Origin of the sequence: Gardnerella vaginalis (assembly GCF_001563665.1) — a bacterium.
Taxonomy (GTDB): domain Bacteria; phylum Actinomycetota; class Actinomycetes; order Actinomycetales; family Bifidobacteriaceae; genus Bifidobacterium; species Bifidobacterium vaginale_A.
The window spans coordinates 97,743-112,364 of sequence record NZ_KQ961867.1; the positions used below are offsets into that span (position 1 = coordinate 97,743).

The window sequence follows — 14,622 nt, forward strand, 5'->3', positions numbered from 1 at the left end:
CTTATGGTCAAGCTCCTTATGGTCAGTTTGGTCAACAGCAAGCTCCATTTGGTCAGAATCGTGCTCCGCAGTTTGGTCAAAATCCTCAGTTTGGTCAGCCAAATCAGTTCGGTCAGCGCAATCCACAGTTTGGACAGAATCCACAGAGCCAGCCTCCTTATGGTCAGTTTGGTCAGCAGCAAGCTCCATTTGGTCAGAATCCTCAATTTGGTCAACAAAACCCACAGTTCGGTCAAAACTCGCAGTTTGGTCAGAATCGTGCTCCGCAGTTTGGACAGAATCCGCAGTTTGGTCAACAGCAACCTCCATTTGGTCAACAGAGTTCTCAGTTTGGTCAGCAGAATCCGCAGTTTGGTCAACAGAACCAACAATTCGGACAGCCAAATTCCCAAAATCCTCAGCAGCGTAATCGTGGCAACTATAATCCACAGGAAGGTGATGGTTCTCAAAATTTTAGGTGAAATATTAAGATTTATCCCAATTTGTATTTCGTGAAACAAATATGAAAATTATTTGAGAACATTTAAATTTCTTGTAAACTGCATCTAATTAGTTTTATGATGCAGTTTTTTTATTATGTGTGATTAAACACATAGACTATTGATAGCCTACGTATTCGTATAATATTGTTTTTGCTTGTGAATTTTGATTTGCATTTACGAGTGTTGCCAAATCTAATTGGGTTACAGCTAGGATTAACGGCAAAAGTTTTCACAAATCAGTATGTTGCGCAAAGAAAGTGGGGAATATGACAATTCTTGAATCATTTACAACTTCATACGGGTTGGTTTCTAAAATTGATGCTTTTGGATTTATGGATTATCTTAGCAAACATCCTAATGAGAATCGTAAGCACGGTAAAGTTGTTCTCGTTACGGCAGATACTCCTCTTAAAGCTTCCAGAGGTGAGGGTAAAACAACTACCACAATCGCTCTTGTAGATGCATTACGTAAACGCGGTATTGATGCTGCTGCTGTTCTTCGCCAACCAAGTATGGGAATTACTGCAGCTGGCTCTAAGGGTGGAGCTTCTGGCGGTGGAAAGTCTTCTCTTGTAAATCCTGAATTGATTGATTGGGGTTTGTGCGGTGAAATGGCTGCTATTGCTAGTGCGCAAAATCTTCTTGTTTCTTTTGCTGAAAAAGCGATTGATGAAGGTTTATTAGATACTATTTTAGTTCCTAGAGTGAGTGAAGTACCTTCTCGTTCTTTAAGAAGTATTGCTGTAGATTTTTCTAAAAGAACAGTTCCTGAGCGTGTTGTGCTAACTCCAACTTGTGAGCTTATGCAAATTGTTGTGCTTTCAAGAAGTATGGATGAGATTTCTAATCGCGTTTCTTCTATGATTGCTGGCACAAAGGATGGAAATCCTGTAACTTTCGGTTCTTTTGTTGATTTATGGAGAATCACAAATATACTTTCAGATGCTGTAAAGCCTGTAAAAACTGAAACAGTGAATGGTTCACCAATTTATGTACATTGTGGGCCATTTGCGAATGTTTCTCTTGGAATTCCTAGCTTAATAAGTGTTGAGATGGCATGTGCTGAGCATGATGTAGTAATTGTTGAAGCTGGATATGGTGCAGATGCAGGTGCTCAAAAGTGGCTAGATATTGCAGCTCGTGAATATGGTGCTCAATGGCCAACAGCAGCTGTTGTTGTGACTCGTTCGACTACTTGGCGTGATGATCCAGATCTCGCATGGCGCTATCCGTTCCATGTTGAACATCTTGAGTCTTTGCATATTCCTGCATTCCCTCTTATAAATTTGTGGGAAGGTGAAGATGATCAAATTTCTGATTTGTGCTCTATTGCTGAATCTCTTGAGTTTCGCAATCCTTTGATTGGAAATCTTTTCCGTGATGGCGGAGATAGTTTAGTTAATCAGCTTGATGATTTCGTATCTGTTGTTGAAAGTGAACTTCCTGCTGTAAGAATCCTACCTAAAAGCCATCGTGGTAAGTCGTTGCTTAATCGTATTGAGTCGCTTTGTGAAGAATCTTATGGAGTTCCAGCAGAGCGCGTGATTAAGAAAGATGGTTTTGAAGATTCTTTGGCTACTGCACAAGATTTGTGTAATAAAGCAGGTATCGCTTTTGATGATTTAGTTTTAGTTGCAGTTAAATCTCCTGCTACTATGACAGATGACGATCGCAAGCCTTGTGACGAGCGCACTGTGACTTTGAAGAAAGTAGAAGTTCATTCTGGTGCTGGACTTGTGCAAGTAAATCTCACATCTTCGCTTACAACTCCAATGCCTAAGATTGTGTGATTTTATCTATCTTATATTTATCTTATATCCATCTTTTATCCAAGATTTTTAGCCGTTAATAGAAAACGTCGCCAACGCATTATTGTGTGGGCGACGTTTCTTAATTTATTTTTGGGAAATAACCTTCATTTTTGTTATTATAAATTGAAAGTTCTTCTCAACCAATCGCATGCAAAACCAATCCATTGTTGTACTTCTGGCTGTACAAACTCAGGAATAACGCGTCCATTTTCATCTCGTTTAGCAGTTTGTTCAACAGCAAGTGCCAAACCATGAGGACCTTTAGGGAATAAGTGTGCTTCAACATTCACACCTGCTTTGACGCATGCATCTATAAACATAATTGAATTTTCAACTGGAACAGTTTGATCTGTAACAGTTTGCCATATGAAAACAGGTGGAGTTTTAGAATCTACATGCTTTTCAAGAGAAAGATCTTCAACAAGTTTCTCGCGCTCATCTTCGCTAACATTGCCAAAAAGACGATCGAAAGTTGGCTTGTGTGCGTAAATTCCTGCAGAAATCACAGGGTATGCAAGCATAAGAGCATTTGGACGAACTTCGTCAGCTTTATATCCGTTAGCTTCTTCAATTTCATCGCTTACGTGAGTTGCGAGATTTGCTGCAACATGCCCTCCTGCAGAGAATCCAATAATTGCAACATTTTGCGGATTTATATGCCATTCTTCAGCATTTTTTCGTATTAAATTCATTGCAAGAGCTGCTTCCAAAAGTTGCGTTGGGTGCGTGCTTGGTACTAGAGAATATCGTAAAACAAACGCATGGAAACCTTCAGATGCAAATTTCATTGCAATTGGTTCAGATTCACGATTTGAAGTGCGTAAGAATCCTCCTCCTGGAAGAATTAGAACTGCTGGTCTAATCTGTTTTACTTCTGTATCTGTGTTATCGTCTAAAACGTATCCAGTAAGTTTTGCAACACTTCCGTCAATGCCTTTAATTTCACGCTCAATAGTTTTCATAGCATTTCTTTCTTTTTGTATAAAATTGCACTATTTATCTCAAGCATAGTTCTAATCAAATACCTTGCTTTTTTAAGTGCGTTATATGTTAAATTCGTGTAGAGTTTAAGAAGATTTAAGGATATTTAGGGATTTTTATGAGTTTTAAGGAGATTTTATATGTGTGATGAAGATACGAATATAAATATTAAAAATGTAGGTAAAGTTGTGCTTGCAGCTACTCCGATTGGCAATATGGAAGATGCTTCATCTAGGCTAGTTCATCTTTTACAAAACGCGGATATTATAGCAGCTGAAGATACGCGCCGTTTATATGACTTAGCGAATAGGTTGAATGTGCGTGTGTCTGGGAAAGTTATTGCTTATCACGATCATAATGAGCGAAATAAAGCTGATGGTTTACTAGATGATGTTGAAAAAGGTGCGATTGTATTAGTTGTTTCAGATGCTGGAATGCCAACAATTAACGATCCTGGTTTAGCAATTGTTCGTAGAGCAATTGAGCGTTGTATTCCTGTAACTTGTGCGCCTGGTCCTAGTGCTGTCTTAGATGCTTTAGCTCTTTCTGGTTTGCCAACTGATAGATTTTGTTACGAAGGATTTTTGCCTAGAAAATCAGGTGAGCGTAAGCAACATTTGCGCTCGCTATCTTCTGAGCGCAGAACGATTGTATTCTACGAGGCTCCGCATCGCATTAAAGAAGCTATGGAAGATATATGTGATGTTATAGGACCTAATCGTTTAATGGCTTTATGCCGTGAGCTTACTAAAGATTATGAAGAGATTCGTCGTGGAAGTGTAAAAGAAATTTTAGATAGCGTTCTTGAAAATCCTCCTCGTGGAGAAATAGTGTTAGTTATTTCTGGTGCAAGCGATGATGAAGTTTCAATTGATGCTGCGCCTCTTAGTGTTAAGCAGTTTGCTGAGCTTTCAATTGAGCTTGCAAAATCGGAAAATATTCGCCTTAAAGATGCTATTTCTCGTGTTGTAGAAAATCATCCTTTATCGGATGGATCTTTTGCTAATCGCAAGCAAATATATTCCGAGTGCATGGAGATTAAAAAGTGATTTTGCGCGAATTTGTGCGTTTGCATTACTTTAATAGGTTTGCGCGTGATTACGATAGTGTTTGCGCGCTCTTGTGTTCTTGTTTATTAAGATTTGCGCGAATTTGCTTAGACTTTTTGCTTTTAGATTTGTGAATTTTTAGTATACTTGTTTTGCAATTTTTCGTGCATATAATTGTAGCTTTCAAAAAGTATGTTGAAACTATGTTTCACGTCTGGGCCGCCTTTTTGAGATACGTATTCTAAAAGTCTTGCATCCGCTGAAGTGTTTGCAATAATCCATTTTCTTAAGTGTGGAATATTTTGTGCTATGTACCACAATATTTCGGGTTTAGTTTCAGGCGAACTTGCAATGTCTTCAGTTGGCATAATTGGCGGTTTGGGTGGAGTAAGTTTTTCTTTATAAGTGTTTTTCATAGTTTGCCTATAGTTTATTGTTGTTGGGTTTGTTGCTGGGTTTGTTGCTGTTATATATTCTTTCTTTTATTAAGCTAATTTCTTCTTTGTGTTTTGGCATATTTTAAGATTTTTATTTAGCTTTTTTACTAGTTCTCTTTTTCATGCTGTATATGATATTTTCCATCCATGCTCGTGCTGCTACTGAGCTTGGAAAATGATGGTTATCTTGTAAAATTTTTGCACAATCATATATATTTATCGTATAATTTTCCATAATTGTACGTATTGTGTTAAATCTTATTGTATTTTCTGAGTCTGATTCAGTTTTCGTGAGCGCTATATCGCATATTGTTCTAGTAGGTGTTGTTACAAATAAATCTCCAATTTTTACGTAATCATTGTCAATGATTTTGCGAGTATAAACGTGTATCGGGTGACCGTATGGCCTTCTTCTATAGTGTCCGTTTGAAAGTATGTCTAAAGAATCTGGGAATTGTCCTCCAAGCCAAATCCATGATGCTGTGTATAAGCATGCTATTGAATTAGAAGGGAGTAGCTTTTTTACTATTTTGCTTCGTCCTTCTATGGTTGAGGATTCTTTGCGAAGAAAGCCGCTTTGAGTGTCAAGTTGATCAAAAATTCCAAGATTTTTTAGCCTGTTCATACATAAAGGACCAGGTAAATGCGAAGTATCTAAAATTATTGGTAGATTTTGATTTATTTCGTTAGATTTCGTTAATTCTGCTTTTTTGATTGCATCATTTGTGAAATCTGAAATATTTTTTACGTTTTTTCTTCTGATTACTTTTGCAAGAGATGTTTCGTGTGGCCTAGTATTTCGAGGTGACGTATTTAATTGATTGCATTCTAATAGATTGCGAGCTTTTGTATATTTAGTAGCTTCTTTCATTTTCGTTCCTTTCAAAATTTGTGTTTGTATTTGTGTTTCTTGTGTTTTGTTTTGCTTGATTTTGATTTTGCGTTTTCTTGTATTTTCTTATGTTTTCTTGCATTTTCTTATGTTTTCTTATGTTTTCTTATGTCTTAATTCTTTACGAATTTTTTGTATATTATTGTGTGTTTTTGCACGTATTTTGTATTTTATTTGTGTCTTTTATACTCGTTTATATTTGTATTTTTTTTATATTCGTATCTTCTAAAATGAGGTTTTTTATAGCCTAAGCTTATTTATTAAATTCCGCTACATAGTTTTTAAAAATGTGGATATGTGGATAAATAAATCTTCATATTTTTACGATTATTACTTTATTTTTTGCTGTTCATTTTCGAGTATTTCTTTGATGTGTCCTCGCTGAACAAGATAATATTTGGCTATGAGTCATATTTTGGTGAATGTTGCTTGGCCATATGCTAATGGTCCTCGTCATATAGGCCACGTTGCTGGCTTTGGAGTTCCTTCAGATGTGTATGCGCGCTATGAGCGCATGAAGGGCAATGATGTATTGATGGTGTCTGGCACGGATGAACACGGTACACCTATTTTAGTAGAAGCAGATAAAGAAGGGGTCAGCGCGCAAGAACTCGCGAATCGTTATAATCGAGTGATTACAAAAGATTTGTGCGATTTGGGGTTGAGCTACGATTTATTTACTCGTACTACGACTGGAAATCATGAGCATGTTGTGCAAGAGATGTTCCGCCAATGCTTAAAAAATGGTTATATTTATAAAGGTACACAAAAAGTTGCTATCTCTCCTTCTACTGGTAGGACTTTGCCAGATCGTTATATTGAAGGAACTTGCCCTTTATGTGGTGCTGATGGCGCTAGGGGAGATCAATGTGATGCGTGTGGTAACGAGCTTGATCCAGATGATTTAATCAATCCAGTTTCTAAAATAAATGGTGAAACTCCTCGTTTTGAAGAAACTGAGCATTATTTCCTTGATTTGCCAGCTTTAGCAGAAGCAAATCTGAAATGGCTTAATTCTCGCGATTCTTGGCGCACGAATGTTATTAACTTTTCTTTAGGATTATTTAGAGAAGTAAAACCTCGTGCTATTACTCGTGATATTGATTGGGGTATTCCTGTTCCAGTTGAAGGTTGGATTGATAATCCAAATAAGCGTTTATATGTGTGGTTTGACGCTGTAATTGGTTATTTGTCTGCTTCTATTGAATGGGCTCGTAGACAGGGAACTCCTGATGCTTGGCGCGATTGGTGGTGTGATCCAAAGACTCCTGGATATTATTTCATGGGCAAAGATAACATAACTTTCCATTCTCAAATTTGGCCTTCAGAAATGCTTGCTTATAATGGTCAAGGCTCTTTAGGTGGAGAAACTGGCTCTTATGGACCGCTTAATATGCCTGAGCAAGTTGTTGCTTCTGAGTTTATGACTATGGAAGGTAAAAAATTTAGTTCTTCGCGCGGAATCGTGATTTATGTTAAAGATATTTTAGCGCGTTATCCTGTGGATGCAGTTCGCTATTACATTTCTATTGCTGGTCCTGAAAGTTCGGATGCTGATTTTACATGGTCTGAGTTTGTCCGACATAATAACGAAGAGCTTGCTTCTAGCTGGGGAAATCTTGTAAATCGCGTAGCTAATTTGATTCATAAAAACTTTGGTGAAATTCCTCCTTTAGATGAGGATTCTATGACAGATATGGATCGCGCTTTATTGGATCAAACTTCTAATGCTTTCGAGATTGTTGGAGGTATGATTGATCGTCATCATCAAAAGAATGCTTTGACTGAAGCTATGCGCGTAGTTGGGGATATAAATAAATATATTTCCGCTACTGAGCCTTGGAAGATTAAAGATGACGATGTACGTTTGGGCACAGTTTTGCATGTTGCTGCTCAAGCTGTTTCTGATGCGAATCATTTGTTAGCTCCGTTCCTTCCTCATTCTTCTCAAAAAGTTTGGGAAGCTCTTGGTGGAACTGGAGTGTTTTCACCTTTGCCTCGCATAGAAGAAGTGGAAGATTTGGATAAGCCAGGATTTAAGTATCCGATTATTACTGGTGATTATTGTCTTGGTGAAACTGTGCATCCTTGGGAGAGTGAAGAGTTGGTTGTTGGCACTCCTGTGCCTAAGCCTGTTCCAATCTTTGCTAAAATCCCTAAGGAAGCAGTAGATGAGGAACTTGAACGTTTTGAATCTGCTTTAGCTGAGCGCAAGCGTAAAGAAGCTGAGCGTCTTTCACTAGCGCAGAAAGATTTAGCTAATAAGTGAGTTTTAGTTAAAAATTTATCTAAAAGTGACGTATATAACAAAAGTTAAGCGTTTAATCAGGAATCTTTAGATTTTTTTCAGGAAATTTTTAGCTTAAAATAAACTTTTTCTAAGGAAGTATGGTGTATACTTGAGTGTGCTAGCGGTTCGCCGTTAGTGAGATTCGCAAGTCGAATCCCATAACTGAAACCTTCTTCTCTCTTTCTCTCTGCCCCAGCGGGCTTTCTCTCCCGCTGGGCTTCTTATTATAAATTGCGCTTTTCTATTTTGCGTAATAACTACAATAACTGCATTTTGCGTAATAACTACATTTTGGGTAAATATCTAGTAATAGCTAGTAGATTAACCCGTATTTTGGGGAATAACCCGGAATAGCCCGGAATAGCCCGTATTTTTGTATATAAAAAAGCGCAGACTGATTTTTCAATCTGCGCTTTAATGCTTAATTAAATTAAGTAATATGAAATTACTTTACTTGCAACGCTTTGTTAGCGGTTCCCATGGTTCAACTTGAATAGGTTCTTGCTTCAATACTTCAAGTGTTGCTGAATCAAGATACTTCTTATCAATAATGATCTCTGTTACATAGCGATCGAACCATTGTGCAGATCCAACGTAATATCCGTCTTCTCCTGCATCTTTACCCCAGCTGTTTTCAATCTTCCAGCGGTCTGGATTGCCGTCTTTGTCTAAGTTCACGCCTGTGAAAGTCATTGCATGGTTGCTTGGGCTATCCATGTATTCTAAGCCTTTAGCTTTGTCAAAAGTGAACTTTACATCGAATAGTTCATCAACTCTAACTACTGCTGGATCAAAGAATCCATCATGTCGAAGAGAGAATTGAGTGCAATCGCATGCAAACCAGATTGGGTGTCCTGCTTCAAGCTGTGCTACAGCAGCTTTACGGAATACATCTAATGAAACGTTTACAAATTCCATATCTGGTGTTTCTGCAACATTTGTTGTGTATTTAATGCTATATCTCTTGTTAAATGGTGTGCGTTCCATCGGAGAGTTATTTAGTGTGACGAAATCGTTTACGTCAACTGGTAAGTACTTTTTAGCGAACTCTAGAGGAGTGATGCCATATTCGCGAATCATAGGACGTTCATCTTTGCCTGTCTTAGGCTTTTTATTGTCGTCTTTCTTTTCACTTTCTTCGGCTTTTGTTCCGTCTTTCTTTTCACTATCTTTTTTATCGTCGTCTTCTTCTTTAGTGCGCGCAATGAAGTCAAATCGCTCTGGTGGTTCACCTAATGCAATTGTTACCATTCTGTACACAGTTTCCAAATCGCGTACTTTCATTTCACGCAATTCTTCTAATGAAGCTCCATTTTTATGAGCTTCACGCATTTGAGAAGCAAATTCACGCAACTTAGTGTTCACGTATTGTACGAAAGCGTCTGAATCACGAGAGTTTTCTGATTCTGGATATGCTGATTTTGGAACAAGTCCGTATTTGTTTACCAAGTTTACGAACATCTGCCACCAACCGCCATCATCGATTGGTCCTTCGTTAATTACTTGGAAGAGTCTGCTATCAACTGGCTCGTCTAAAGTAGATAACACGTTTTCTAAATACGCGTTTGCTTTTTCAATCTTATCCCAGAAGAAAAGATATGTTTCTGAGAACTCGAAGTCTTCTAAATTCCACTTGTGCATTAGCTCATAGCGCAAAGTGTTAAGAGATGCAAACATCCAGCAACGTCCTGAGTGCTGTTGATCTGTTATTGCTCCTTGCTTTAACTCTACTGAGAATGTTCTTGGTAGAGCTCTTTGACCTTGATAGCTTGTTGCTGCTTTAAGAACGCCGCTAGAAACAGAAGCGTTTGCAGCTACGCGATTAGCGCGTTGGTCGTTAAAATGTTTTGAATAAGCATGCACATGATCCAGTGTCACGGCTTTGATATTTTCTGCCATATGACTTATTTTTCTCCTTGAATTAGATTGTGTATTAGAGAATAAATGCTATTGTATCTACTGGAATGCATTAGGCTTATTGCTTTATGTTTCGTAATTGTGACATATTATTTACAAACTTGAGGAATTTTTGAATTATTGCCCTTGTTTCGATAAATTTTCTGTTTTTATCGTCAAATTCAGAATTTATTTTATTTATTATTATTTTCAATATTTATTACAATAAAAGATTTACTTAAGAGAAATTTATTTTTATTTTGTTAATTAAAGAAAATAAAAATAGCTCAAAACCTTTGATATATTGCGATTGTTGACCTATTTATAGTAACGAAATTATATAAAATTTTATGTAGAAAATATATTAGATTATGCGCTAAATAGTGCGTTACTTATATGTCGTGTTGTACATAGGTTAGCTGAAAATATACTAATTACAGTCCCGAGTTCTGCAGAAGGGCGGATTAAGTGCGTCCTTTTTCGGGTATTTTAGTTGTAAAAGCGGCGTACGAACCTCCGCAGTTCGTAATTGCCTATGGAGGAATAATGGTAGGCGGAGAAAAGAGTCACAATGATAAGATACATCGTTAAGCGATGCCTGAACTATGTGGTGATGCTGTTTGTCGCCGTATCTATGACGTATTTTTTGGCGAGCGCTTTTATGGATCCACGTTCGAATTACATGTCTAGGCATCCGCATCCGCCGATTGCTTCAATCAACCGTTCCTTAGACTTAGCAAATATTAACGATCAAACACCAGTGCTTACACGTTATGGTCGTTGGCTTTACGGCATTCTCACTAGATGGGATTGGGGATTAAGCCCAGATCAAGCTCCAGTAGGCCCAGCAATTGCTTCTCGTATTGGTGCATCAGTTCAGCTTGTTACTGGTGCTACTGTGCTTGGAATTGTTTTAGGCGTAAGCGTTGGTGTATATACAGCAATTAGACAATATAAGTGGCAAGATCGAGTTTTGAACTCTACTGCTACATTCTTGCTTGTTGTTCCTGCAGCAGTTTTGGGATTGATGGTTGTTCTTGCTGCTATTAACATCAATCGCCTTTCAGGAATTCGTATGTTCTACGTTACTGGATTACATTCGTATCAGGGTTCTAATCCACTTATGTTTATTCTTGATTTCTTGCAGCATTTGATATTGCCAACTATTGTGATGACTATTCCAGGTATGGTTAGTTATCATTTAACGCAGCGTACTTATTTGCTTGATACTATGAACGCTGATTACGTTCGTACTGCTCGTGCTAAGGGTTTGCCATTGAATTTGGCTATACGCCGTCACGCATTGCGAACCTCTTTGATTCCAACTGCTGTTGACGTTGCATTCTCTATCGCTGGCGTATTTACTGGTGCTGTTATTACAGAAACTGTGTTTGCTATTAACGGCTTGGGTAGCTATTTTGTGCAAACAATTTTGCAAAACGATATCAATGGTTCTGTTGCCATTGCTGCGTTTGGTGCAGTATGTACATTGACTGGTGCTTTGCTGGCAGATATCTTCTCTGCTTGGCTTGATCCGCGTATTCGTTTGAACTAAATGCAAGACAGTGTAGGTGACATTAGCATGAATAGTGATAAATCTTCACAACCTGTAGCTTCTTCTGAGAAGAATCATTCGAAAAAGAATGCTTCTGGCGCATGGGGTAATTTTAAGCGTACTGGCAAATTAACACTTTATACACGTCGTTTCTTTAGACGTCCTTCTGCAGTTGTTGGTTTGGTTATGCTTATTATCTTGGTTCTCTTCGCAATATTTGGTTCAAAGATTTCGAAGTATAAGTACGATGAGCCAGATTTTACGGCTCTTGCCACTCCTCCTTCTGCTGATCACTGGCTTGGAACTACTCCTGGCGGTTCAGACATGTACGCTATGGTAGTTCGTGGTTTAGGTCGTTCTCTTTCTATAGGTATTGTTAGCTCAATTACAATCACTGTTATTGCTGCTTTGGTTGGTACTGCTATCTCATACTTTGAAGGTTGGTTTGAGCAAGTCGGAATGTGGATTCTTGATATGCTGCTGATCGTACCTTCATTCCTGCTTATCGCGTTAATAATCAGCGCATCTACTGGCGGCAGCGATTGGCTCTGGCTTGCATTTGGTTTAACAGCGTTTGGCTGGATTGGTTATGCTCGTACTCTTCGTACACTTACATTGAGCTTACGTGAGCGTGAATATGTTCGTGCAGCTAAGTTTGCTGGTGTTTCTTCGTTTGTTATTATTGTGCGCCATTTAGTTCCAAATCTTGGTTCTGTGTTGATTATTAACACAGTTCTTGGCGTTATTGGTGCAATTAACGGTGAAACTGCTTTGAGCTTCTTAGGCCTTGGTATTAAAGCTCCAGATACTTCTCTTGGTACTTTACTTAACGCAGGTCAAAGTGTTGTTCAGACTTCTCCATGGGTCTTATTAGTTCCATCAGCTGTGCTTGTTTTGCTCACTTTCTCTGTTCAGCTTATTGGTGACGGCTTGCGCGATGCAATTGATCCATATTCCAAGTCAGTTGGTAAAGCTGAGTAACGAGCGTTTGGAGTAATAAACATGACTATGAATGTGGGGAATGGCGAAATGAGCGAAACGAATAATATAAATCAAATGGCTCAAGTGAATCCAGTAGATTCTGGCAATTTTGCAGGAGATTCTGCTGGAGAACCTTTGCTTTCTGTTCGAAACTTATCCGTTAGCTTTGCTTCTGAAGCTGGAACTGTTCACGCAGTTCGAGATATGAATTTTGATTTGTATCGCGGGAAAACAATTGGTATTGTTGGCGAATCTGGCTCTGGTAAATCTGTTACTTCTTTGGCTGTTATGGGTTTGCTAGATAAAAATGCTAGTGTTAAAGGCTCAGTAAAATATATGGGTGAAGAGCTTTTAACTAAGTCAGATGCTGATATGAGTAAGATTCGTGGCAAGAACATAGCCATGGTTTTCCAGGATCCTCTTTCAGCTTTGACGCCTGTTTTCTCTATCGGAGATCAGCTTAAAGAAGCTTTGATAATTCATAATCCAAAGATGACTGATGAACAGATTCGTCGTCGTTCTATTGAACTACTTAATTTGGTAGGCATCAGCAAGCCTAGCGAACGGTTGAAAGCTTTTCCTCATGAGTTCTCTGGTGGTATGCGTCAGCGTGTGATGATCGCTATGGCAATTGCTAATAATCCAGACATAATTATTGCAGACGAACCAACAACTGCTTTGGATGTTACTATTCAAGCTCAAGTTTTGGAAGTTTTGAAGAAAGCTCAGCGTGAAACTGGCGCAGCAATGATTTTCATCACTCATGATTTGGGTGTTATAGCTGGTATTGCTGACGAAGTTATAGTTATGTATTCAGGACATTTGGTTGAGCATAACAGCGTAGAAGAAATTTTCGCTCATCCAACGCAACCGTATACGATTGGTTTGCTTGGTGCTGTTCCACGTGTAGATCAGAAGCGTCAGCATCGTTTAACTCCTATTTCTAAGCCAACTATGGATATGTTGATGGCTGAAGAAAATAATGGAAATCCTGATAGCATGATTGGACTTGAAGCAGAAAGTGAAACTGTTCGTTCGTTAATCCATTCTGAAACTGAAAAACCAATCAAGCCTATGTTTGAAGGCATCCCTCGTGAAAATCGTAGGATTGTCTTGGAAGTTAAAAATTTGGTTAAGACTTTCCCGATTACAGGCGGTGGTTTCTTACGCCGTAAGATTGGCGAAGTTCGTGCTGTTGATGGCGTGAGCTTAGAAGTTCGTGAAGGTGAAACCGTAGCTTTAGTTGGTGAATCTGGCTCTGGTAAATCTACAACGTTGATGGAGATTATGGGCTTGAAACAGCCTGAGTCTGGTTCTATTACTGTTTTTGGTAAGAAATTAGATAGAAGTTTAACCAATTTGGATCGCATGAAATTGCGTGCGAATATGCAATACGTCTTCCAAGATCCAATGAGCTCGCTTGATCCGCGTATGTTGGTTTACGATATTTTAGCTGAGCCTTTGCGTGTGCAGCATAAGTCTAAGGAAGACATTCGCGTGCGAATTGCTGAGCTTATGCAATTGGTTGAGTTGAATCCAGATCAAGTTGATCGATTCCCAACTCAGTTCTCTGGTGGTCAGCGTCAGCGTATTGCTATTGCGCGTGCTTTAGCTGTAAATCCTAAGCTTTTACTTCTTGATGAGCCTGTATCTGCTTTGGATGTTTCTATTCAGGCTGGAATTATCAATTTGCTTGAAGATTTGCAAGATAAGCTCGGTGTTGCATATTTGTTTGTGGCGCATAATATGGCAGTGGTTCGTCATATTTCTAGTCGAATTGCAGTTATGTATCACGGACGAATTGTGGAAGCTGGAGAAACTGATGAAGTCTTTGACAATCCTCAGCATCCTTACACTAAGGCTTTGATTAGCGCTGTTCCTATTCCAGATCCTACTATTGAGAAGAATCGTAAGCGTATTATTCTTTCCGAAGATGATTCGTTTGATAATATTAAGTGATTTCTAAAAGTCTTAAAAAGATTTTTGAACTTACTTTTACTTGGGGCGTATTCCATAGAATTTAGGAATCGCCCCATAATTTTTTCTAAAATTGCTTCATGCTAGTACAAGATTTTTTATTTAAAAAAATGTTATGCACGTCTATTTTTTTGTAAACATTAGATAAACTAACGTAAAGTAAAATATTTTGTTTTTTAATAAAAATTAACTAAAAAATTTTTAGTTTTCACTTTTATTTGAATGAATTACCATTTTATTTAATGAAGATTTGTTTAGCAAACGTTATCTG

The 14,622-nt window shown here is 38.2% G+C and carries 10 protein-coding genes and 1 pseudogene; 7 read left to right on the forward strand and 4 right to left on the reverse strand.

Features of this window, described 5'->3' with window-relative positions:
* Positions 1 to 461, forward strand: a pseudogene (locus tag HMPREF3230_RS03940) (hypothetical protein); the annotation flags it as partial.
* 287 nt (positions 462 to 748) lie between these two features.
* Entirely contained in the window at positions 749 to 2,272 is a 1,524-nt protein-coding gene (locus tag HMPREF3230_RS03945; protein WP_075523653.1) for a formate--tetrahydrofolate ligase, read from the forward strand.
* A 137-nt stretch (positions 2,273 to 2,409) separates the two neighbouring features.
* Here HMPREF3230_RS03945 and HMPREF3230_RS03950 read toward each other — a convergent pair whose 3' ends face one another.
* Positions 2,410 to 3,255 (reverse strand): alpha/beta hydrolase, encoded by an 846-nt coding sequence (locus tag HMPREF3230_RS03950; protein ID WP_075523654.1) that lies wholly within the window; start codon positions 3,253 to 3,255, stop codon positions 2,410 to 2,412.
* Between the two features lie 159 nt (positions 3,256 to 3,414).
* Here HMPREF3230_RS03950 and rsmI point away from each other — a divergent pair, with 159 nt between their 5' ends.
* A complete protein-coding gene (rsmI, locus tag HMPREF3230_RS03955; protein ID WP_075523655.1) occupies positions 3,415 to 4,323 on the forward strand; it encodes a 16S rRNA (cytidine(1402)-2'-O)-methyltransferase in 909 nt (302 codons plus the stop codon).
* A gap of 122 nt (positions 4,324 to 4,445) precedes the next feature.
* Here the strand turns inward: rsmI and HMPREF3230_RS03960 are convergent, their stop codons facing one another.
* Entirely contained in the window at positions 4,446 to 4,739 is a 294-nt protein-coding gene (locus tag HMPREF3230_RS03960; protein ID WP_075523656.1) for a variant leucine-rich repeat-containing protein, read from the reverse strand.
* 112 nt (positions 4,740 to 4,851) lie between these two features.
* Positions 4,852 to 5,631 carry a hypothetical protein gene (locus tag HMPREF3230_RS03965; protein WP_075523657.1) on the reverse strand — a complete coding sequence of 260 codons (780 nt, stop codon included), beginning with the start codon at positions 5,629 to 5,631 and terminating at the stop codon, positions 4,852 to 4,854.
* Between the two features lie 424 nt (positions 5,632 to 6,055).
* Between HMPREF3230_RS03965 and metG the strand changes: the two genes are divergently transcribed.
* On the forward strand, positions 6,056 to 7,921 hold the full coding sequence (metG, locus tag HMPREF3230_RS03970; protein WP_075523683.1) for a methionine--tRNA ligase: 1,866 nt from the start codon (positions 6,056 to 6,058) through the stop codon (positions 7,919 to 7,921).
* Between the two features lie 471 nt (positions 7,922 to 8,392).
* Here the strand turns inward: metG and HMPREF3230_RS03975 are convergent, their stop codons facing one another.
* The gene (locus HMPREF3230_RS03975; protein WP_075523658.1) at positions 8,393 to 9,841 is read right to left on the reverse strand and encodes a C1 family peptidase; all 1,449 of its coding nucleotides are present in this window, start codon (positions 9,839 to 9,841) and stop codon (positions 8,393 to 8,395) included.
* Positions 9,842 to 10,409: 568 nt separating this feature from the next.
* Between HMPREF3230_RS03975 and HMPREF3230_RS03980 the strand changes: the two genes are divergently transcribed.
* The 3 genes from HMPREF3230_RS03980 to HMPREF3230_RS03990 all read left to right on the forward strand — a co-directional run bounded on the left by HMPREF3230_RS03980 (position 10,410) and on the right by HMPREF3230_RS03990 (position 14,333).
* A complete protein-coding gene (locus HMPREF3230_RS03980; protein WP_082266275.1) occupies positions 10,410 to 11,393 on the forward strand; it encodes an ABC transporter permease in 984 nt (327 codons plus the stop codon).
* A gap of 27 nt (positions 11,394 to 11,420) precedes the next feature.
* Positions 11,421 to 12,374, forward strand: coding sequence for an ABC transporter permease (locus tag HMPREF3230_RS03985; protein WP_075523684.1), 954 nt, complete (start codon positions 11,421 to 11,423; stop codon positions 12,372 to 12,374).
* A 75-nt stretch (positions 12,375 to 12,449) separates the two neighbouring features.
* The gene (locus HMPREF3230_RS03990; RefSeq protein ID WP_075523686.1) at positions 12,450 to 14,333 is read left to right on the forward strand and encodes an ABC transporter ATP-binding protein; all 1,884 of its coding nucleotides are present in this window, start codon (positions 12,450 to 12,452) and stop codon (positions 14,331 to 14,333) included.
* The last annotated feature ends 289 nt before the right edge of the window (positions 14,334 to 14,622 follow it).